Source organism: Kribbella sp., from assembly GCF_035655035.1.
Classification (GTDB): Bacteria; Actinomycetota; Actinomycetes; order Propionibacteriales; family Kribbellaceae; genus Kribbella.
In genome coordinates, this window is the sequence record NZ_DASRVN010000196.1 from 1 (window position 1) to 20411 (window position 20411).

Sequence of the window (20411 nt, forward strand, 5' to 3'; positions counted from 1 at the left end):
CCGTTCGGGCTGGTGGAGACGAGCCGGACGTTCACCCGCAGCCAGCACCTGCTGGTCACGCCGCGGGTCTACAAGCTTCCCGAAGTACGGCTCGGGGCCGACCGGGCCGGCTCCGGCGAGAACCGGCCGCGGGCGATCGCGGCCGCCGGCGAGGAGGACGCGACCGTCCGCGAGTACCGCGACGGCGACGACCTGCGCCGGGTGCACTGGCGGTCGACGGCGCGCCGCGGCGAGCTGATGGTGCGCCGCGAGGAGCAGCCGTGGCAGAGCCGGTGCTCGCTGTTCCTGGACGCGCGGATGATCTCGCACCACGGGCACGGTCCGTCGTCGAGCCTGGAGTGGGCGGTCAGCGCGATCGCGTCGATCGGCATCGACCGGATCCGCCGGGGATACGTGACCACGATGCTCGGCGGGCCGACCACGCTGTCCGCGATCATGCACCGAACGTCGGCCGCGGTCCACCAGCCGCTCGGTCAGCAGCAGCTACTGACCGAGTGCGCGACGGTCGAGGAGCACAAGTACGCCGAGCTCGGGCCGCTGCTGACCGTCGACCGGAACGCGCACGAGCCGAGCCTGGTGATCGCCGTCCTCGGCGCCTGCAGCACCGACGACGTGACCGCGCTGAACCGGTGGCGGACCAGCCAGGCGACCGGCGTCGCGCTGGTACTGGACGCGGCCAGCTGGGCGGTCGGCGCCGAGGCCACCGAGAAGGCGGCCCGCCTGGCCGCGGCCACGGACGCCACCGAGAACGAACTCCGCCGCAACGGCTGGCGCGTCGCCAGAGTCCGCCGCGGCGACCACCTCCCGACCGTATGGTCCGGCCTGGGCCTGAGGAGCGGACGCATCGCATGACCGGTCACGCAAGGATCTCCATCGCCGCGTGGGGCGCGACCGCGCTCGGGTCGCTGGTGCTGACGCCGGTGTTCTCCGGGCCGTTCCTGTTCGTCAGCGCGTTCCTGTGCGCGCTGATCACCGGCGTCGGCGTTCTCCTGCAGAACCTGCGCATCCCGCGGATCGTCGTACCGATCGTCCAGCTGCTCGTGCTCGTCGAGCTGCTGTCGTTCTTCTTCCTGCACAGCACGATGAAGTTCGGGCTGTTCCCGTGGAAGGCGACGGCGATCGAGTTCAACTCGCAGCTGGCCGACGCGATGGACTCGATCAACCGGTTCAGCGCACCGCTGCCGGCGGACCCGCACCTGACGTTGTTCGCGGTGACCGTGATCTCGGTGACCGGGTTCCTGATCCACGTGATCGCGGTCCAGCTCCGCCAGGCCGCCTGGTCCGGACTGCTGCTGCTGATCATGTACACGGTGCCGGCCGCGACCGTGCACGGCGGGCTGCCGTGGCTGCTGTTCATCCCGCCGGCGATCGGCTACATCGTGCTGCTGTCCGCGGAAGGACGCAGCCGGCTGAGTCGCTGGGGCCGCCGCATCTCCGGCGTCTCGCACCTGGACGCGGCCGAGCCCGTCGAGGCGTCGGCGCTCGGCCAGGCCGGCCGGCGGATCGGGCTGACCGTGGTCGCGATCGCGGCGCTGCTGCCCGCGCTGCTGCCCGCGCTCCCGGAAGGTGTGATCGGCAACGGCCTGGCCGGCGGCAGTTCCGGGAACGGGATCGGCGCGTCGATCTCGTCGACCAACCCGATGCTCGACATGGGCCGCAACCTCAAGCGCGGCGTGAACTCGGTCGCCCTGACCTACAAGGGCGGGCCGTCCGGTGGCAGCTACCTGCGGCTGACCGCGCTGGACCTGTTCGACGGCAACACCTGGCAGATCGCTCCCCGCGGCCAGGAGAACAAGCTGGACGGGAACCTGACTCCCCCGCCCGGATTCAACGGCGACCTGTCCAAGGTGCCGGTGAACACGATGGACATCAGCGTCACCCGCGACCTCCGCTCGCAGTTCGTCCCGGTCCCGTACCCGTTGCAGTCGATCTCGCTGAAGCGGGGGTGGCAGTACGACGCGGGCGCGCTGGACGTGATGTCCAGCAACGGCGACATCGTCGCGGGCAAGGATTACCGGCTCACGTCGTACGACGTCGAGCCGACGCCGGAGCAGCTGCACGACTCGATCACCACCAGCGCCCCGGACAAGTACACGCTGGTCGTGCCGGAGAAGACGCCGGAGAGCATCAAGCAGCTCGCGTACCGGGTGACGGCGGACGCCAAGGACAACAAGTTCGAGGCCGCGGTGCTGCTGCAGGACTGGTTCCGCACCGGCGGCGGCTTCATGTACAACACGCAGAACGTCAAGGGCAGCGGGATGGCCGCGCTCGAGGACTTCCTGCTGACCAGCAAGTCCGGGTACTGCGAGCAGTTCGCGACAGGGATGGCGCTGATGGCCCGGATCCTCGGGATCCCGGCCCGGGTCGGGATCGGGTTCCTGCCCGGGACGGCCGGCAAGGACGGCCAGTACACGGTCCGGATGCACGACATGCACGCCTGGCCGGAGCTGTACTTCCAGGGCACCGGCTGGGTCCGGTTCGAGCCGACGCCGTCCGCCCGGGTGGCGAGCACGCCGGGCTGGACGGTCGCGGCGAGCGGGAACGCGACCACGCCGACCACGCCGACCACCAGCGAGCCGACGACCCCGGGCGCCAAGCAGACCGGCCCGATCGACAAGCCGCGGCACGACCCGAACCTGGCCGACCAGAGCGGCGGTACGGCGGCCGGCACCGGCAACTGGTTCAGCAACGGCGGCGGCCAGGCGATCGGCGCGGTGCTCGGGGTGATCCTGCTGATCTGCATCCCGTGGCTGATCCGGACGCTCACCCGCCGGCGGCGCTACCTGCGCCCACCGGGACGGGCCGGCGCCGAAGGGCTGTGGGCGGAGGTGCGGGACACCGCCCGGGACCTGAACCTGGACTGGTCGGACATCTCGACGCCGCGCCAGGCCGGTCAGTGGCTGGTGTCGAAGCTCCCCGAGGAGACGCACCCGGCGGCGCGCCGGCTGGCCCGCGGCATCGAGGCACTCCGGTACGCCGGTGACGCGAAGCCCGAGCTGGACCTCCGCGACGACGCGGCCGCCGTACGCCAGGCACTCTGGACGCAGGCACCCGCCCGGCGCCGGTGGCGGGCACGGCTGCTGCCGCCGTCCTGGCGGTGGTACCTGAGCCGCGGCACCACCGAGGCGTCCGACCTGCTGGACGAGTTCGACCTGCTGCTCGCCCGGCTGCGCTCGCTGCTCCTCCCGAAGCGGCCTACGACGGGATCACACAGAGGATGAAGCCGCGGTCCTCGGCCACCTGGTCGTAGACCCGGCGTGCAGAAACGGCCACACCCGTCGCACCAGGGCGAGGGTGTGGCCGGAAGGTCAGGCTGCCAGGACCGTCAGAGGTCTTCCTCGCGGCGGCGGCGCCAGCGGTCCTCCATGCGCTCCATGAACGTGCCGGACGAGTCGTGCTTGGTCCGGTGGCGCTTCGTCGGCGGAGGCGGCGGGATGTCGTCGGACTCCCCCGCGTTGCTGATCCGCTTCATGCTCAGCGCGGCGACGTACAGACAGGCCACCATCATCACGAAGCCGATGACTCCGATGATGGTGTTGGGCAGGATCGCACCGGTCATCAGCACCGCGATGCCCAGCACGAAACCAACGCCGGCGAGCACTGCCCGGCGCCGGTAGTACAAGCGCACATTGGTCCCACGCATGGCGGAAACGAACTTCGGGTCTTCCGCAGCAAGGGCACGTTCGAGCTGCTCGAACTGGCGCTGCTCTTCTTCCGAGAGGGGCACCGTCGATCCCTCCATGATGAGCGCGATCTCGATAGGCCGCTCCCAGTCTAGGCCGCGCCCGCGTCACACGAAACCCTGACCGGCTGTCCAGCGCGTCACGGTCCCGCAACTGCCCCCGGATACACCGCGCGCAGCACGCTTGTCACCGTGCGTCGTCAGCGGGTCGCGAGGATGTGCAGCTGAGTAGCCAGCGCCCGGAACGCCGGGTGCTGGCTCGCGGCCCGCTCGAGCTCGGCCAGCGACTCGGCCGCCCCTGGCTCGGAGTCGACGAACGCGGACGGCACCAGGTCGGCGAACGTCCGGACCCCGTGCACGGTGTGCACCATGAACCCGGCGTCGGCCAGCTGCGCCGCGATCCCGGCCTCGTCGAACCGGCGCGGCATCGGATCGGTCGCACCCCAGCGGCCGTCCGGGTCCTGCAGCGCGATCCGCGCCTCGGCCAGGTGCCCGGCCAGCGCGCGGGCCAGCACGACGGCGTTGCGCTGAGCAACCAGCAGGCTCAGTACGCCGCCTTCCCGCAGTACCGACGCCATCGCCTGGAGGGCCTGCACCGGGTCGTCGACGACCTCGAGCACCCCGTGGCACAGCACCGCGTCCGCGGTCGACTCGCCGGTCAGGCCGAGCAGCTCGGCCGCGTCGCCCTGGACGCCGCGGACCAGTTCGCTGACGCCTTCGTCGCGGGCGCGGCGTTCGAGCGAGGCGAGCGCGTCCGGGCTCGGGTCGACGACCGTCACCCGGTGCCCCTCGACCGCCAGCGGCACCGCGAACCCGCCGGTCCCGCCGCCGAGGTCGACGATGTCCAGGCCGGCGCCCGGGTCGGTCCGCTCCCGCGCCGCCAGCGCAACCCGCAGCGCCTCGCCCACCAACGCCGTCCGTACGCCGCGCCGCCGCCGCTCCACCATCAAGTCCTCCAGCCCGATCCACGCCCCACCGCGCCACACCCTACTTCCCCGTCAGGACCGGGTGCGGGCCAGGAGGTAGAGGCGGTTGGTGGTTTCGGCGTGGGTCGCGAGCGGGCCGCGGAGGTACCACTCGATGCCGGTCAGACCGGCCGCCTCGAGGAGGTGCACGAGCTGGGCCGGGTTGTGCAGGACGTAGTCGAGGCTGACCTCGTGCCCGAGGAACTCGTCGACGTGCCGGACCTCGTCACCCGCGTGCAACGCGAGCACGAGCAGGCCGCCAGGGTCCATCGGCCGGGTCAGCGCGGCGATCGTTTCCGGCAGCTCGGAGACGGCCAGGTGGATCAGCGAGTACCAGGCGAGCACCGCCGCCCAGCCGGAACTGGCCGGCGGGCGAGCGAGCCGCCGCAGGTCGCCGACCTCGAACCTGAGCCGCGGGAACCGCCGGCGGGCCTCGGCAACCATCTCCGGCGACAGGTCGATACCGACCGCGTCCGCGTCCCGGTCAGCGAGGTACGCCGTCACGTGCCCGGGCCCGGCGCCGACCTCGACGACCGGGCGGCCGCCGGCGTCGGCGATCACCCGGTCCAGCAGCCAGCGCTCGAACGGCAGCCCGTCGAGCTCGTCGAGCAACTCGTCCGCGTACGTCGTCGCGACCGCGTCGTACGCCGACCGCACCCGCTCGTCGCGGGCTGCCGTCCCGTCGGCGATCACGGTGTCGCGGTCGACGGACTCCACCGCGGCGGCCGTCTCCGCCTCCGGCACCGGGCCGAGCAGGTGGACCCAGCGGCGATCGTGCTGACCGGCGCGGCGCTCGAGTTCGCGGACGAGCGGCTCGGGACGCGCGGCCATCCGTTGCAGGCACGCCTCCACGGCGGACCGGTCGTCGAACCGGTGCAGCCGCTCGGTCCGCGTCCGCAGCTCCCCCGGCGCCTGGGCACCGCGCAGCAGCAGGACCGTGAGCAGCGCCCGCTCGTCCTCCTCGAGGCCGAGCTTCTCATCCAGGATCTGGTGGTACTTCAACGTCCGGCGACCGGTGTCGACCCAGACGATCCGCAGCAGCTCACGATCCCGCAGCCCACGCGCGGTCCGCTCGACGGTGCCCTGGTCGTAGTCCACGACCGGCTCACGATTGCTGGCCTGGTTGCAGGCCGTGCGCAGCGCGTTCGCCGTCAACGGGTACGACGCCGGCACGGTCAACTGCTTCTCCAGCAAGCTCCCGAGAACCCGCTGCTCCTCGCCATCCAGTACCGGAAGTCCGCTCACTCTGCAGACCCTAATTCACCACCCGGTCCGGCCGGCGGCGGTCAGCCGGGCTGGTAGGTCTCGGGGAGCGTGATGGGCTCGAAGGAGGTGCCGTTGCAGGCTGGGCAGAGGGTGTCGGCGGCCAGGCCGGAGCCCGCGCAGCGGGTGCAGAGGCCGTCGTGCCAGGAGTCGCCGGACAGGGACTGATGCGGGCGGGGGTAGTGGGTGTCCGGGAGGTAGCACTCGGCGCCGGTGACGGCGTGGACGCGAGCGCACAGGTCCTTGCCCAGGCCTCTCGTGGGTTCGCTCACGGTCGGGATCTCCTCTGCTGCGGGGGTTGTCAGCTCGCCTGCATCCAGGGCTGGGTGAGGACGGACTGCGGATCGGTGGTCGCGGTGAGCACCGGGCTGGTGGAGAGCCGCAAGCTCGCTTCCACCTGGGTGTAGAACGTCTCGGCCGCGCGGACCAGGTCGTCGGCCTCGCGGGTGCTGACGGCGCGCTCCAGCCCGGCCTCGGCGGCCGCGCGCTGGGAAGCGCCGGCGGCGAAGAACGTGGCCCACTCGCCGAACTCCGGCGCGACCTCGGCGAGCAGCACCCAGGCGTTGCGCTGCACCCGGCGGCGGCTGCCCGAGCGGACCGGGCGGGCGCGGACCGCGAGCACGGCGGCCGCGACCCGGAGCGCCGCGACGTGCGCGCTCGAGTAGCGGATCAGGTGGTCGCTGGTCTCGGTCGCCTCGGCGAGCGCGGCCCGGGCACGGAACAGCTCGCGGCTGGCCGCGCCGGCCGCGGCCGGCGATACCGGTGAAACTGTCATCGGTCGGTCACCCTCTCCAGTTGCCAGCGCCCCGAGAGCGGGTCGTTGGCGAGATCGAACATCTCCTGCCGCCCGAAGCGGCCACAGCCGGCTTCCACCCGGAACACCGAACGCTCCGGCCCCCATTCCGCGTCCAGCACGCCGACGGCGGCCGCGACCGTGGCCGCGTCGATCCGGGCGAGCGAGTCGGGGCTGGACCCGGTGCCGATGACGCCGCGCTCCCACCAGGCGGCGGTCTCGGTCCACTGGGAGCGGACGGCGCGGACGCGCCAGAGCCGGCCGCGCCAGAGGAACTGGTCGGGGATCTGCACGCCGTCCACCGGCACCGAGTGCACCTCGACGGCGTCGTCGAACTCCCACATGCTCCATCGCCTCCTGTGATTCCAACGCTGTCCCGAGTCGGCGGCCCGGCGGGTGGGCGCGGGGTGGGGGTCGAGGACCACCCCGGTGCCCGGCCCGCCGGGACCACCGGATTCCGATGCGGCCGCAACTCCGCACCGGAGCCGTCCAGCTGTCCGGTCCGCCCCGGTCCGGCCTCCCGACGAAGCCGGGTCCGAGGCAATCGAACATCTGTTCGAACACTGGAAGCGTATCGCCGCCTGCCGACAGTCGTCAACGGGAACCGGTGGCGGCGCGCCGGGGACCGGGACGCGGGCAGCCGCGACCGCGGGGGCGGCGCTGCTGGGCACGGTTCCGGTCTCCATGACTTCATCGTGGCGGAGGCCACCGACAGTTTTCGGACGGTGCGCGAAACCGGGGTGACAAGGGCCCTAAGCTCACCAGGGTGAGCAGTCATCCCAATGTGCAGAAGGTGGCCGACGCGCTGCGGGCGGCCGGTGCCACCGGTGAGATCGTGATCCTGGACGAGGCGGTGCCGACCGCGGCGGCCGCGGCGGCGGAGCTCGGCTGCGAGGTCGGCGCGATCGCGAACAGCCTGATCTTCGACGGCGACGGCGCCCCGGTGCTGATCCTGACCTCGGGCGCGCACCGCGTGGACACCGCGAAGGTCGCCGCCGGTCTCGGGATCGGGAAGCTGAAGCGGGCCACCCCGGAGTTCGTCAAGCAGCACACCGGTCAGTCGATCGGCGGCGTCGCCCCGGTCGGGCACCCGGGCCCGGTCCCGACGTACGTCGACACCGCCCTGCGGCAGTACGCCGTGATCTGGGCCGCGGCGGGCATCCCGCACTCGGTCTTCCCGACCACCTACGACGAGCTGCTGAAGCTCACCGACGGCACGGAGATCACCGTCAACTGAGGACCGTGGGGATGGCGGTCCGCAGGAAGCGCCGGGTCAGCCCGGCGCGTGTGTGCCGCCACCACGGCCCGACCCGGGACTCCGGCTCGTACCGGCGCCGGCGGATGTCCTCGACGACGCCCACGGGCGCCCCGAGCCGGGGCAGGACGTCGAGCGCGGCCCGCTTGGTGATCAGGTCGCCCGTCGCCAGCGTGACATGCGCCCGCGCGAGCGTGAGCAGGCTGAGGTCGACCCAGATGTCGCGGTACCAGGGCGTCCGTTTCCGGGTGACCGGATACCAGAAGTCGCGCAGGTCCCGGCGGACGAACGCGAACAGCTCCTCGTCGGAGACCGGTGGCAGCAGCTCGCCCGGGACCGGCCCGAACAGCGACCGGTTGCCGATGGCAAGCTCCCGGCGGGTCACCGGCGTCACCGGCCGGTCGAAGTACCGCTGGTGGGCGAACGTCGGGTGCCGCACGGACAGGTCCGCGAGGTCGGTCATGTACGAGCAGTGCAGCTTGACGGCCAGCGGGTTCGACCGGATCAGCTCCCGGTGGACCTCGGCGACGGACGGCGGCGGCGGCTCGGACACCACGACGATCACGTCCAGGTCGCTGCGCCCCAGTTGGTAGTCGCCCAGCGCCAGCGACCCGTGCAGCCAGACCGCTCGGACCTCTGCAACCGCCCGTACGGACGTGACGAAGCCGTCCAGCAACGGCTGAACGGCTTCGTCGATCACGTGCGTCAGATTAGATGGCCGGACGGACGTCCACGTCGGCAGCCCGGACGTACGCCATCCGGTGGCCGAACCAGATCTCGTAGTACTTGTCCTTGCCGAGCACCTGGACGTGGTCCGCCGGCGGCTGGCCGTTGAACGACACGGCCCGGTAGTAGTCGGTCTCGATGCTCAGGTCGGCGACCGGGTAGGCCTGACCCGCGCCGATCGTGTACTGCAGCGGAGTCACCGTCTGGTAAGGGATTCCAGCCGGGTACGCCGACTGCTCCGGGTACGCACGCCCGTACACCGGCACCGACATCTTGCCCGCCTTCGGCTTCACGACCAGGCCGGGCTTGGCGAACGCGTCCGGCGCGGAGGCCGGGCTCTTGAACCAGGCGAGCGCACCCAGGTACCAGACGGCCACCCAGTCACCCTGGCGCTGGGCTACCACGTACTCGGAGCCCGCAGCGGCCCGAGAGCCCATGTCGGACACGTCAGTGGTGCCGTCGGAGCCGTCCTTGTGCAGGCCGATGTCCTTGACCAGCGGGGCGTTGTCGTCCGGCGCCTGGCGCAGGTACACGAAGTTGGTGCCCTGCGGCTTGCACGGCGTGCCCGGGGCGTCGCAGTTGGACACGACCTGGACGTTGCCCGCGAAGCCCGGCTTGATCGTGACGACCGAGCCCGCCTTCACCGGCAGCACGGACTTGCCCCAGATCGGCGCGCCCAGCAGGTCGAAGTAGTGCTCCCAGTCCCAGTACGGTCCCGGGTCCCAGTGCATGCCGGCGACCGTGGACGGGACCGTGCCCGGCACCTGGTCGTGGCCGATGATGTGCGCGCGGTCGAGCGGGATGTTGTTCTTGACGGCGAGGTAGCGCACCAGCTTGGCCGAGTTGCGGTACATCGACTCGGTGAACCAGGTCGCGCCCTGCGGCGCGAAGCCCTCGTGCTCGATGCCGATGCTGTGCATGTTCACGTACCAGTTGCCGGCGTGCCAGGCGACGTCCTTGGCCTTCACGTGCTGCCAGACGTGGCCGTCCGACGACCGCATCGTGTAGTTCCAGCTCACGTACGTCGGGTCCTGCACCAGGTTCAGCACGCCCTGCCAGGTGCCCTCGGTGTCGTGGATGATGATGTAGTTGATCTTGCCGGTCTTGGGTCGGTTGGCGAGGTCGTGGTTGCCGTAGTCACCCGCCGTCCCGAACTCGGAGTACGGCGCCGGCAGCCACTCACAGCCGAGCGTCGGGGGGCACTCCACGTTCGACGTCGACGGCTGGACGCCGGCCGGCAGCGACAGCTTGCTCAGCTGGGCCTTGTCCGGCTTGACGGCGAGTGCCGGCATCACGATCTGCTGGCCGGTGTTCGTGGTCCGGGCGGCGCCCTTGGCCAGGATCGAGTAGACGTCGTCGGCGAAGCCCGCCGCGCCGACCTTGTCCCCCGCTTCGGCGTACGACGCCACCGCGCCGTACCAGCCGGCGGCCGACGTGTTCGCGCCCACCGGCAGGCCGAGCGATTTCTGGTACGACGCGAGCACCGCGGCACCGCCGTCGATGTTCGCGGTGGTGTCGGTGCGCAGCGTGGACTGGTCGACGCCGGTCAGCTGGGACGCCTTCTTGAGCGTCTGCAGCGATTCGGCCGTGGCCACCTTCTGCTTGCCGGACAGGTCGGCAACCTCGGAGGCGCCGAGGCCGGTGAGGTGCATCGGGCCGTACCCGCCGGTGGTGCTCGGCGCGCCCGCGTGGTCGTCCCAGCGGGACTCCGCGTACGACACGGCCAGCAGCACCTGCTCCGGTACGCCGTACTTCGCGGCGGCCGCGGCGTACGCGGACTGACCGCCGGCGATCGCGGCGCCGGGCTGTGAGGCCTGGGCTGGTGGACTTCCCAACGACACGCCGACCAGTGCGGTCGGCAGCGCTACCGCAGCGAGTGCGGCAAGAATCTTCGGACGACGCAGCATGATGTTCTCCTGAACCCCTCGGGCGGGTGCCGGTCACACAGACTGGCAGCCTAGTCACTGTGAGTCGAGCCGACGCGGATGTCAACGGTTAACCAAAACCCACATCCGAGGGTTCGATACTGACGAAAATCATGCTGATCACCACGGGTTACGGAGTACCGCGATGGAAGCGCTGCCGCTGGCGGTGACGACAGGCTGGGCCAGTGGGGTGAACGCCTATGTCTGCGTGCTGATCCTCGGCCTGCTCGGCCGCTTCGCCGGCGCCACCGACGTGCCGCACGCGCTGACCACGACACCGGTACTGATCGCCGCGGGCGTCCTGTTCGCGTTCGAGTTCGTGGCCGACAAGATCCCGTACGTCGACTCCGCGTGGGACGCCGTCTCGACGGTGATCCGGCCGACCATCGGCGCGATCCTGGCCGCGCTGATGTCCGGTCAGGCGAGCACCCTGCACCAGGCCGTGATCGCGACCACCGGCGGTCTGGTCGCGCTGCTCTCGCACGCGGTGAAGTCGAGTCTGCGGCTCGCGATCAACACCTCGCCCGAGCCGGTCACGAACATCGCCGCGTCGTCGGGAGAGGATGTCGCGGTCGCCGGTGTGGTCTCGCTGGCCGCTTTCCATCCGGAGGCGGCGCTGATCATCGCCGGCGTGCTGCTGATTCTCGGGCTGATCGCGGTCTACTTCGCGTTCAGGCTGATCCGGCGGGGGTATCTCAGGTTCAAGGCGTGGCGAGAGAAACGTGGGAACAGCAGTGGCTGAAGTGATAGTGGTCGGGGCCGGTCTGGCCGGTCTGGCGAGTGCCGTGCGGCTGGCGAAGCTCGGACACCAGGTGACCATCTGCGAACGCAACGAGCACCTGGGCGGTGTGCTGGGTCGCGTAGAGGCCGACGGCTTCACCTGGGACGCAGGAGCTGCCAGTACGACGCTCCCGGCCGCGCTGCGCGACCTGTTCCGCAAGAGCGGTCGCCCCATCGAGAGCCTGGTCCAGCTGGAGCCGGTGAACGAGCCGCGGCGCCACATGTTCCCCGACGGCTCCGTCCTCGACCTGCCGGTCAGCGACCGCGGTGCGCAAGACGAGGCGTGGACAGACCTGGCAGGAGCGCCCGTGGCCGCGCAGTGGACCAAGCTGGTCGACGCGTACGGCGACACGTGGCAGCTGCTTCGTAAGACCTCTCTGGAGCCACCGCTCGAGGACAAGCTGCCGATCAAGACCATCCGCGCCCTCAAGCCCTGGCAGTCGCTGGAGAATGTCGCCCAGCGCGAGCTGACCGACGACCGTGCCCGTGCGGTACTGCGACACTTCGCCGCCCAGGGCGGTTCCGACGCGAGCCTGACACCCGGGTACGTCGGCGTGTGGTCGTATCTGGAGCGCACGTTCGGCCGTTGGACGATCCCCGGCGGTTTCGGCGCCCTCGCCGACGCGCTGGTGCAGCGTGCCGGCGAGCGCAAGATCACCGTGCGGACCAGCGCCGAGGTCGTGGCGGTGACCACCTCCGGCGGCGCAGTGAGCGGCGTACGGCTGTCGGACGGTGAAGAGGTCCCTGCAGACATCGTCGTCAGCGACATCGATCCGCGGGTGCTGTACGAGTCCATGCTGGACGAGCCTGCCGCCAAGAAGGTGCGGAAGCGGATCCTGTCGACACACCAGGCGCAGTCGGCGTACGTCGTACACCTGGGGCTGAAGGACCCGGTTCCGGAGCTGCCGTTCGAGACCGTGCTGCATGGCACGCCGACCGTCGTCGTAAGAACGGGCGGTACGGCGCCAGCTGGTCACCAGGCGTGGTCGGTGCTGGTCCACGGGTACCCGACTGACGACGTACTGGATCTCCTGGTCGCCCGTGGGCTGCCTGTCCGCGACAACGTGGTCTCCCGGCAGACCTCGCCGTCCTGGTGGGCCGGTGTGGCGTGGGAGGGGTACAAGACCGCCCGCCGCCGGGCCGCCAACGTGTCGCCGGTGAAGGGCCTGTACTGCGTCGGCGCGGGCGCGCACCCCGGCTCCGGAGTCCCCGCGACCACGCTCGGCGCGGCGATCGTGGCCGATTCGATCGGGAAGGCCTGAGACCGCTGTGGGGTTGGACAGAGGGGCCAACTAAGATTGGTTGTTCCTGTGTTCTGAGTCGGGCTGAGTCGGGAACTGAGCCCGGCGGTAGAGAGGACCTCGGTGGATCAAACCCCCACATCGGCCGATCACGACAACCACGACGCCGTGGGGCGGGCTGAGCTGGCGGCTGAGCAACAACATGTCGACCGGGTCTACGGCCGGGTCGAGGAGGCCGCCCGGTCCGCGTCCCGGATCGCGGTCGAAGGGCACCAGCGCGGCCAGGCGCAGAACGTCGGCCGCGTCCGCGAGGAGGAGCAGACCGGTCTGTACGAGCGCGACGTGCTGGTGTTCGCGGCCGCCCGCCGGATCGCCGAGCTGGACGCGGAGCACGAGGGCCTGGTCTTCGGGCGGCTCGACTCCGACCACGGCGACGACCAGCCGCCCGCGGCGACCGCGGACGAGCTGGACAAGTTGTATGTCGGCCGGATCGGCGTTCGCGACGCGGAGTACGAGCCACTGGTGATCGACTGGCGGGCACCCGCGGCCGAGCCGTTCTACCGGGCCACCCCGACCGACCGGCAGAAGGTCGTCCGGCGGCGTGTCCTGCGGAACAAGGGCGCCCGGATCGCCGGCCTCGAGGACGACCTGCTGGCGCCGGAGCGCGCGCCGGAGGACCTGCCGGTGATGGGCGAGGGCGCGTTGATGGCGTCGCTGTCACGGGCCCGTGGGCACACGATGCGCGACATCGTCGCGACGATCCAGGCCGAGCAGGACGAGGCGATCCGGGCACCGGCCCGTGGCGTCACCGTGATCGGCGGCGGTCCCGGCACCGGCAAGACCGTGGTCGCGCTACACCGCGCGGCGTACCTGCTGTACAGCGACCGTCGGCGCTTCGAGCGTGGCGGCGTACTCGTCGTCGGGCCGTCGGCCGCGTTCATGGCCTACATCGAGCGGGTGCTGCCGAGCCTCGGTGAGAACACGGTCTCGCTGCGGGCCGTCGGCGAACTCGTCGACGGTGTCAAGGCGACGGCCGTCGACAGCGCCGAGGTGGCCGCGGTCAAGGGCTCGCTGCGGATGCGGGGCGTGCTGTCCCGTGCTGCCCGCGACCGGGTGCCGAACGCGCCGACGACGTTGCGGGTGTTCCTGGGCGGCGCGACGGTCGAGCTGGACGCCAACCAGCTCGACAACGTCCGCCGCAACGCGCTCCGCCGTACCGTCCGCAATCGGGCGGCTGCTGAGGCTCGTAAGGGCCTGGTCGCCGCACTGTGGCAGCGGTTCCCGGAAGACCTGCGCAACGGGCCGCTGGGCGACCGTGAGGCGTTCGGTGACCGCGTTACCGACACCCCTGCGTTCCGGACGTTCTTCAGCCAGTGGTGGCCGGTGCTGACCGCCGAGTCGGTACTGCGCTGGCTCGGCGACCCGCGCCGCCTCCAGCGCTGGGCCCGCAACGACCTGACACCGCGAGAGGTCGACGCGCTCGCCACCGCGATCCGTACGACCGCGGAGTTCACCGTCGCGGACGTGGCGCTGCTGGACGAGCTCGGTACGCTCCTGGGCCGCCCGCCGATCATGGAGAACACCGACGAGGAGTTCGACTGGCTGGAAGGGCTGACGGACGGCGTCAACGAAGTACTGACCAGCTCCGAGCGCCGGGCCCGGGCCGCGGCGGCCCGCGAGGCGGACGAGCCGGAGGAGTACGCGCACGTCCTGGTCGACGAGGCGCAGGACCTCTCCCCCATGCAGTGGCGGATGGTCACCCGGCGTGGGCCGCAGGCCAGCTGGACGATCGTCGGCGACCTCGCGCAGAGCTCCTGGCGGGACCCGGCCGAGGCGCAGGCCGCGATGGACTCGATGCTGTCGCACCTGCAGCGGCACACGTTCCGGCTGTCCACCAACTACCGGAACTCGGCCGAGATCTACGCGTTCGCCGGTGAGGTGATCCGGCAGTCGATCCCGGACGCCGACCTGCCGAACGCGGTCCGCAGTACGGGCGTCGGGCCGGAGCACCGGATCTTCGACGCGGGCAAGGTCGCGGAGGCGGCCGGCGACGCGGCCGTGGAGCTGCTGCAGCTGGTCGAGGGCACCGTCGGGGTGATCGTGCCCCCGGCGCTGCGCCCGGCGGTCGACCCGGTGCTCGCCGAGCTCGGCGATCCGCGGGTGGTTGCCGTCAGCCCCTTGGACTCGAAGGGCCTGGAGTACGACGGTGTCGTGGTGGTCGAGCCCGACCGGATCGTCACCGACACACTGGGCGGGGTGCGTGCGCTGTACGTCGTGTTGACCCGGGCGACCCAACGTTTGATTACCATCAACAGCACTACCCATTGGTTGCCCGCCCGCGACTCCTGACGCAGCAGGAAGTAGCGCTTTGACCAAGGTTCTGGGCGTGGCCGTCGCTGTCCTGGCGACGGCCACGCAACTCACCGTGCCCGCGGCCGCCGCACCGAAGCTGAAATGGGGTGAGTGCCCACCCGACTCCGGGGCGTTCCGGCAGGTGTCGTGCGCGACGATCAAGGTCCCGCTGGACTACGCGAAGCCGAACGGCAAGCAGATCACGCTGACGATCTCCGGTGTCGGCAGTCTGTCCGCTCCGCACGCGCTGCTGGTCAACCCGGGCGGCCCGGGCGCGCCGGGGATCGGCCTCGAGCAGATGGTCAACGCGGCACTCCCCGAGAAGGTCGCCGGCCAGTACGCCGTGTTCAGCTTCGACCCGCGCGGCGTCGGGGACAGTACGCCGGTCAGCTGCGGCAACACCAGCAAGCTGGTGAAGCACCCGGCGCTCCCCTACAAGCCCGCGAACGCGCAGCAGGAGCAGCAGCGCGTGCAGCAGGCCAAGCAGATCGCACAGCAGTGCGGCCGGTACGCCAAGGACCTGCTGCCGTACATCACGACCGAGAACGCCGCCCGCGACATGGACCGGATCCGGATCGCTCTCGGCCGCGACAAGCTCGACTACCTGGGCTACTCGTACGGCACCAAGCTCGGCGCGACGTACGCGACGCTGTTCCCGCAGCACACCGGCCGGATGATCCTGAACAGCGTGGTCGACCCGCTGGTGTCGACGTACCGCACGACATACGAGCAGGACCCGGCGTTCCAGGTAAGGGCCGGTCAGCTGTTCGGGTGGATCGCTGGGCAGAACAAGACGTACCACCTGGGTACGACGGCCAAGGCTGTCGCGGCTGTGTGGCAGAAGGCCCGTAGCGACCTGGCGAAGAAGCCTGCAGGCAAACGGGCCGGTTCGGCCGAGCTGGACGACATGCTCGCGTCTGCGCTCTACACGGACGACCTGTGGTCGTCACTGGCCGACGCGCTGGTGCAGTACCGGCACGGTGACCCGTCAGGGTTGCTGTCGATCACGGACCAGTTCGCGTTGCAGTCGGTGGACCCAGGACTGCTCGCTTACAACTGCATGGACCCAGGCTGGCCGCGGAACTGGAACGCGTGGCACTCGGACACCACGATCGCGGACCGGCACGCACCGCAGTTCGCTTGGATGAACACGTGGTACAGCGCGCCCTGTGCGTTCTGGCCGGTCGCTCCGGCGAAGCAGGTCCACATCAGGTCAGCCGTACCGGTCCTGCTGCTGCAGAGTCGCTACGACCCGGCAACACCGCTGCTGGGCGCTCGCCGGATGCACGCAGTACTCAGCCGCTCCCGGCTGCTCACCGACAACGGCGGCAACCACGCGACGTACTTGTTCTCGAACAACCCGTGCGTGGACGGCAAGGCGGAAAAGTACCTGCTGACCGGGCAGCTACCGACGGACGGCAACTGCCCGGCCCCAAGTTAAGCGCGAGGTACGACGTACTCCACGAGGTCGGCCTCGTTCGCGGCGAGGTCGGCCCAGTGGGTGGTGAGGTGCAGGATCGCGAGACCCGTGGTCGGGTACTTCTGGGTGAGCTCGATGCGCTCCGGGCTGGTGCCGTCCAGCGCCAACTCGTCGGCCAGCCACGGGATGCCCGGCGCGTGCCCGACCACGACCACCGTGCGGGCCTCCGCCGGCGCCTCGTGGATGACGTCCAGCAGCGTGTCGGTGTCGGCGTTGTAGACCCGCTTGTCGTACCAGACGTCCTGGGCGGTGACGCCGGCGTCGGCGACGAGCTTCCAGGTCTCCCGGGTGCGCTTCGACGGCGAGCACAGCACCAGGTCCGGTTCGATGCCCTGGGCAACGAGGTGCCGGCCGGCCGCGGCGGCGTCCGCGCGGCCACGGTCGGCGAGCGGTCGCTCCAGGTCCGGCAGATCCGTCCTGGTCTCCGGCGGCACCGCCTTCGCGTGCCGGAGCAGGACGAGAGTTCGGTCGATCAACAGGTCCGACGGGTCAGCCATTGCGTCAGGATACGACTGCCGATCGGAGGTTGCGGAAGACCTGTCGTGTTGCGGTCGATCTGTTCAACGTAATGAAATGTATGCCGGGGGCGCCGCCCGCCAGGAGGCGTTCGCAGAGTTCGGTGGCGATCTCGATGCCGGTCTCGCGGACCGCGGCCGGATCGTCCTCGACGGCGTGCAGCCGGTCCGTCACGGACGCCGGCAAGGCCATGCCGGTGAGCTCGGCCATCCGCTGGATCTGCTTGATGTTCGTCACCGGCATGATGCCCGGCAGCACCGGGATCTCGCAGCCGAGCGCGGCCGCCCGGTCGACGAGCCGGAAGTAGTCGTCGGCGCCGAAGAACATCTGCGTGATCGCATAGTCCGCACCGGCCCGCGCCTTCGCGGCCAGCACTCGCGCGTCCGCCTCCAGCGAGACGGCCTCCGGGTGCTTGTCCGGGAAGGCGGCGACGCCGACGCAGAAGTCGCCGAGCGACCGGATCAGCTCGACCAGCTCGATCGCGTGGTTCAGCCCGTCGGGGTGCGCGACCCACGGCTGGTTCGGGCCGCCCGGCGGGTCGCCCCGGAGCGCGAGCATGTTCCGGACGCCGGAACCGGCATACGCGCCGATCACCGACCGGAGCTCGTCGCGGGAGTGCGCGACGCAGGTCAGGTGACCGAGCGGGGTCAGCGAGGTGTCCTGCGCGACCCGCTCGGTGACCCGGATGGTGCCGTCCCGGGTGCTGCCGCCGGCGCCGTACGTGATCGAGACGAACGTCGGCCGGAGCTGCTCGATCTCCCGGATCGAGCGCCACAGCACTTCCTCGGCCTCGGGCGTCTTCGGCGGGAAGAACTCGAACGAGAAGGACCGCTCCCCGGACGCGAGCAGCTCACGGATGGTCGGCGCGCCGCCGGGAAGCGTCGAGGGGAGTCCGTTCGCCATGCGCCTCAGGTTACCCGCGGTGAACGTGAGCGTCTGCCCACCGACTACGCTCCGAGACGTGGACGACGTGGACATCCCGGCGGGGATCCAGCAGGCGCTGAGCGGGTTCCTGGACCGGCAGCAGGAGCGGCTGGCGGCGATCGGGCCGGAGCTGACCGAGCAGGTGCAGGCGGCGCGGGACGCGACAAGCGGCGGCAAGCGGCTGCGGCCGGCGTTCTGCTACTGGGGCTACCGGGCCGCGGGCGGCGATCCCGCCCTACCGATCCTGACCGCCGCGGCGAGCCTGGAGATGCTGCACGTCAGCGCCCTCGTGCACGACGACGTGATGGATTCCTCCGACGTACGGCGGGGTCAGCCGGCCGCCCATCGGCGCTTCGAGGCGCTGCAGCGCGAGCGCGCCGAGAAGACCGGGCGCGGCGGTGACCCGGTGGGCTTCGGGGTCGGCGCCGCGATCCTGCTCGGCGACCTGTGCCTGATCTGGGCCGACGAACTGCTGCACACGTCCGGCTTCGACGCGGCGGCGCTGGCGCGGGCGGAGCGGTACTTCGACGCCGTCCGCGTCGAGGTCACCGCCGGGCAGTACCTCGATCTGGTCGCGCAGGCGAGCGGCGAGTCCGACATGGACCTCGCGCTGCGGGTGCTGCGGTACAAGTCCGCGACGTACACGATCGAGCGTCCGCTGCACATCGGCGCCGCCCTGGCCGGCGGGGACGAGCGGCTGATCGCGTCGCTGTCCGGCTACGGGCAGCCGCTCGGCGAGGCGTTCCAGCTGCGCGACGACCTGCTGGGCGTGTTCGGCGACCCGGCGCTGACCGGGAAGCCCGCCGGTGACGACCTGCGCGAGGGCAAGCGGACGGTGCTGATCGCGTACGCCGTCGACCACGCGTCGGAGATCCAGCTGACCGAGTTCAACCGGCTGTTCGGCCGTCCGGACCTGGACGACGACGAGATCCAGCTGCTCCGGGAGATCCTCCAGGACTCGCGCGCCGTGCAGGCCTGCGAGGAGCTGATCACCGATCGCACCGAGGACGCGCTGGACGCCCTCGACCGGGCGCCGCTGGCCGACGACACCGCCCGCAAGGCCCTCACCGATCTGGCGATCGCAGCAACCTCCCGGAACCTGTAGGCGCTTACTGGACCTTCGGCAACGCGCGCAGCAGGTCGGGCGTGGGCGTGCCCGGCTCGGCGATCAGGACCCGGAGCTGACCGGAGTTCGTGGTGTCCTCGGTGAAGATCTGCAGCGCGACGTCGACCGTGTCGTGGTCGTGCTCGAGCAGGTTCCGGATGCCGGTCCACAGCACGACCTCGGGCGCGCCGGTCGACCGGTCGCTCAGCGAGTCGGCCAGCGCGTCCCAGTTCCGCCCGAACCAGCGGGGCAGGTCGAACGCGGTCGCGCACAGGTCCAGGAACCCGGTCTTGTCGTGGATCTCGCCGGTGTCCAGCAGCACGAACCCGAACCCGGCGGCGGCAGCCTCCCGCCGTACGACGTCGGCGCCGGGAGCGTCCGGCCACCGGTACACCCCCGGCCGCAGCGCACTCAGCGAGGTCATGAGGTGCCCCCGTTCTCCGCGATCCGGCGGAACGACTTGTAGTGGTCATCGGTGTAGTACCGCTCGCCGCCGTTCCCGGACACGATCCGGCGGGCGCCGCGGTCCTTCTCCCCCGGCGTCTTCACCGTGTACTCGTGGTAGTAGCCGCGGTCGTGCTTGGGCAGGATCTTCTCCAGGTTGCCGAACACCACGCCGTCGCGGCTGTACGGGAACGGCCCGCCCTGGTCGACCAGCTTCAGCGTGTCCTGCGCCTCCTTCGGCAGGTCGGCGACCGCGACGTACTTGAGCCCGCTGGCCGGGTCGGTGCCCCGCGTCTTGGTGTCCGCCGAGCACCCGAACAGCGAGGCGGCCAGGGTGATCACCAGCATCGCGACCACCACGACCGCGACGATCCGCGCGGTCTTCTGGTTGTTGATCACCGGCGGAGCCTCCGGCTGAACTCGGCCGCCGCCGCGCCCGGATCGTCCGCTTCGGTGATCGCCCGTACGACGACCACGCGGGCCGCGCCGGCCTCGACCACCTCGTCCAGCCGGTCCAGGTCGATACCGCCGATCGCGAACCACGGCTTCGGCTGCCGGCGGCCCGCGGCGTACGACACCAGCTCCAGGCCGGCCGCCTGCCGTCCGGGCTTGGTCGGCGTCGCCCAGGTCGGTCCGACGCAGAAGTAGTCCGAACCCACCTCGTCGACCGCGGCGTTCACCTGGCTGAACGTGTGCGTCGAGCGCCCGATGATCGGCCCCGGCCCGGTGATCGCCCGCGCCGCGTGCACCGGCAGGTCCCGCTGGCCCAGGTGCAGTACGTCGGCACCGGCCGCGAACGCGATGTCCGCGCGGTCGTTGACCGCCAGCAGCTTGCCGTGCCGCTTGCAGGCGTCCGCGAACACCTCCAGCGCGGCCAGCTCGTCCGCGGCCTCCATCTCCTTCTGCCGGAGCTGCACGATGTCCACGCCACCGGCCAGCGCGGCGTCCAGGAACTGAGCG

The 20411-nt window shown here is 71.0% G+C and carries 21 protein-coding genes; 8 read left to right on the forward strand and 13 right to left on the reverse strand.

All coding sequences use genetic code 11. The features are described 5' to 3' along the window. On the forward strand, positions 1 to 852 hold an 852-nt coding region (locus tag VFF46_RS11515), incomplete at its 5' end, for a DUF58 domain-containing protein (RefSeq protein ID WP_325037073.1). Continuing rightward, positions 849 to 3221, forward strand: a complete 2373-nt coding sequence (locus VFF46_RS11520; protein WP_325037074.1) for a DUF3488 and transglutaminase-like domain-containing protein — start codon at positions 849 to 851, stop codon at positions 3219 to 3221. The genes VFF46_RS11515 and VFF46_RS11520, both read left to right, overlap by 4 nt. A 104-nt stretch (positions 3222 to 3325) precedes the next feature. Here VFF46_RS11520 and VFF46_RS11525 read toward each other — a convergent pair whose 3' ends face one another. The 6 genes from VFF46_RS11525 to VFF46_RS11550 form a co-directional block, all read right to left on the reverse strand. After that, a complete protein-coding gene (locus VFF46_RS11525) occupies positions 3326 to 3742 on the reverse strand; it encodes a DUF3040 domain-containing protein (RefSeq protein ID WP_325037075.1) in 417 nt (138 codons plus the stop codon). A 140-nt stretch (positions 3743 to 3882) separates the two neighbouring features. Beyond that, entirely contained in the window at positions 3883 to 4668 is a 786-nt protein-coding gene (locus VFF46_RS11530) for a methyltransferase domain-containing protein (RefSeq protein WP_325037076.1), read from the reverse strand. 12 nt (positions 4669 to 4680) lie between these two features. Continuing rightward, complete coding sequence (locus tag VFF46_RS11535; protein WP_325037077.1) at positions 4681 to 5892, reverse strand: DUF480 domain-containing protein; 1212 nt, start codon at positions 5890 to 5892, stop codon at positions 4681 to 4683. Between the two features lie 41 nt (positions 5893 to 5933). Next, a complete protein-coding gene (locus tag VFF46_RS11540; RefSeq protein WP_325037078.1) occupies positions 5934 to 6182 on the reverse strand; it encodes a hypothetical protein in 249 nt (82 codons plus the stop codon). 29 nt (positions 6183 to 6211) lie between these two features. After that, positions 6212 to 6685 (reverse strand): SAV_6107 family HEPN domain-containing protein, encoded by a 474-nt coding sequence (locus VFF46_RS11545; RefSeq protein WP_325037079.1) that lies wholly within the window; start codon positions 6683 to 6685, stop codon positions 6212 to 6214. Next, complete coding sequence (locus tag VFF46_RS11550; RefSeq protein WP_325037080.1) at positions 6682 to 7047, reverse strand: DUF6504 family protein; 366 nt, start codon at positions 7045 to 7047, stop codon at positions 6682 to 6684. The genes VFF46_RS11545 and VFF46_RS11550 overlap by 4 nt, the downstream gene beginning before the upstream one ends. A 422-nt stretch (positions 7048 to 7469) precedes the next feature. On the opposite strand from VFF46_RS11550, the gene VFF46_RS11555 reads away from it, so the two are divergent. Next, a complete protein-coding gene (locus tag VFF46_RS11555; protein WP_325037081.1) occupies positions 7470 to 7940 on the forward strand; it encodes a YbaK/EbsC family protein in 471 nt (156 codons plus the stop codon). Here the strand turns inward: VFF46_RS11555 and VFF46_RS11560 are convergent. Both VFF46_RS11560 and VFF46_RS11565 read right to left on the reverse strand, forming a co-directional pair. Continuing rightward, positions 7933 to 8658: a nucleotidyltransferase domain-containing protein gene (locus VFF46_RS11560; protein WP_325037082.1), complete on the reverse strand. Its 726-nt coding sequence runs from the start codon at positions 8656 to 8658 to the stop codon at positions 7933 to 7935. The two genes, VFF46_RS11555 and VFF46_RS11560, sit on opposite strands and share 8 nt — an antisense overlap. 10 nt (positions 8659 to 8668) lie before the next feature. Further along, a complete protein-coding gene (locus VFF46_RS11565; protein ID WP_325037083.1) occupies positions 8669 to 10591 on the reverse strand; it encodes an N-acetylmuramoyl-L-alanine amidase in 1923 nt (640 codons plus the stop codon). A 163-nt stretch (positions 10592 to 10754) separates the two neighbouring features. On the opposite strand from VFF46_RS11565, the gene VFF46_RS11570 reads away from it, so the two are divergent. From VFF46_RS11570 to VFF46_RS11585, 4 genes are all read left to right on the forward strand, one after another. Then, entirely contained in the window at positions 10755 to 11351 is a 597-nt protein-coding gene (locus tag VFF46_RS11570) for a DUF4126 domain-containing protein (protein WP_325037084.1), read from the forward strand. Continuing rightward, positions 11344 to 12651, forward strand: a complete 1308-nt coding sequence (locus tag VFF46_RS11575; RefSeq protein ID WP_325037085.1) for a phytoene desaturase family protein — start codon at positions 11344 to 11346, stop codon at positions 12649 to 12651. The genes VFF46_RS11570 and VFF46_RS11575 overlap by 8 nt, the downstream gene beginning before the upstream one ends. A 102-nt stretch (positions 12652 to 12753) precedes the next feature. After that, positions 12754 to 14979 (forward strand): HelD family protein, encoded by a 2226-nt coding sequence (locus VFF46_RS11580; protein ID WP_325037086.1) that lies wholly within the window; start codon positions 12754 to 12756, stop codon positions 14977 to 14979. 37 nt (positions 14980 to 15016) lie between these two features. Next, entirely contained in the window at positions 15017 to 16423 is a 1407-nt protein-coding gene (locus VFF46_RS11585; RefSeq protein ID WP_325037087.1) for an alpha/beta hydrolase, read from the forward strand. On the opposite strand, the gene VFF46_RS11590 is transcribed toward VFF46_RS11585, so the two are convergent. After that, entirely contained in the window at positions 16420 to 16959 is a 540-nt protein-coding gene (locus VFF46_RS11590; protein ID WP_325037088.1) for a SixA phosphatase family protein, read from the reverse strand. The two genes, VFF46_RS11585 and VFF46_RS11590, sit on opposite strands and share 4 nt — an antisense overlap. A gap of 4 nt (positions 16960 to 16963) precedes the next feature. Further along, entirely contained in the window at positions 16964 to 17881 is a 918-nt protein-coding gene (metF, locus tag VFF46_RS11595; protein WP_325037089.1) for a methylenetetrahydrofolate reductase [NAD(P)H], read from the reverse strand. Between the two features lie 58 nt (positions 17882 to 17939). Here metF and VFF46_RS11600 point away from each other — a divergent pair, with 58 nt between their 5' ends. Beyond that, positions 17940 to 19007 (forward strand): polyprenyl synthetase family protein, encoded by a 1068-nt coding sequence (locus VFF46_RS11600; RefSeq protein WP_325037090.1) that lies wholly within the window; start codon positions 17940 to 17942, stop codon positions 19005 to 19007. A 4-nt stretch (positions 19008 to 19011) separates the two neighbouring features. Here the strand turns inward: VFF46_RS11600 and VFF46_RS11605 are convergent, their stop codons facing one another. From VFF46_RS11605 to thiE, 3 genes are all read right to left on the reverse strand, one after another. Beyond that, positions 19012 to 19431 (reverse strand): barstar family protein, encoded by a 420-nt coding sequence (locus tag VFF46_RS11605; RefSeq protein ID WP_325037091.1) that lies wholly within the window; start codon positions 19429 to 19431, stop codon positions 19012 to 19014. After that, positions 19428 to 19850, reverse strand: coding sequence for a ribonuclease (locus VFF46_RS11610; RefSeq protein ID WP_325037092.1), 423 nt, complete (start codon positions 19848 to 19850; stop codon positions 19428 to 19430). The genes VFF46_RS11605 and VFF46_RS11610 overlap by 4 nt, the downstream gene beginning before the upstream one ends. After that, positions 19847 to 20411, reverse strand: a 565-nt coding sequence (thiE, locus tag VFF46_RS11615; RefSeq protein WP_325037093.1) for a thiamine phosphate synthase, incomplete at its 5' end; no start/stop codon positions are given. The genes thiE and VFF46_RS11610, both read right to left, overlap by 4 nt.

Excerpts from the sequence above, each read along its gene's own strand:
- VFF46_RS11520 (WP_325037074.1), top strand. The coding sequence starts at position 849 with ATGACCGGTCACGCAAGGATCTCCATCGCCGCGTGGGGCGCGACCGCG.
- VFF46_RS11525 (WP_325037075.1), bottom strand. The coding sequence starts at position 3,742 with ATGGAGGGATCGACGGTGCCCCTCTCGGAAGAAGAGCAGCGCCAGTTC.
- VFF46_RS11545 (WP_325037079.1), bottom strand. The coding sequence starts at position 6,685 with ATGACAGTTTCACCGGTATCGCCGGCCGCGGCCGGCGCGGCCAGCCGC.
- VFF46_RS11550 (WP_325037080.1), bottom strand. The coding sequence starts at position 7,047 with ATGTGGGAGTTCGACGACGCCGTCGAGGTGCACTCGGTGCCGGTGGAC.
- VFF46_RS11565 (WP_325037083.1), bottom strand. The coding sequence starts at position 10,591 with ATGCTGCGTCGTCCGAAGATTCTTGCCGCACTCGCTGCGGTAGCGCTG.
- VFF46_RS11570 (WP_325037084.1), top strand. The coding sequence starts at position 10,755 with ATGGAAGCGCTGCCGCTGGCGGTGACGACAGGCTGGGCCAGTGGGGTG.
- VFF46_RS11590 (WP_325037088.1), bottom strand. The coding sequence starts at position 16,959 with ATGGCTGACCCGTCGGACCTGTTGATCGACCGAACTCTCGTCCTGCTC.
- metF (WP_325037089.1), bottom strand. The coding sequence starts at position 17,881 with ATGGCGAACGGACTCCCCTCGACGCTTCCCGGCGGCGCGCCGACCATC.
- VFF46_RS11605 (WP_325037091.1), bottom strand. The coding sequence starts at position 19,431 with ATGACCTCGCTGAGTGCGCTGCGGCCGGGGGTGTACCGGTGGCCGGAC.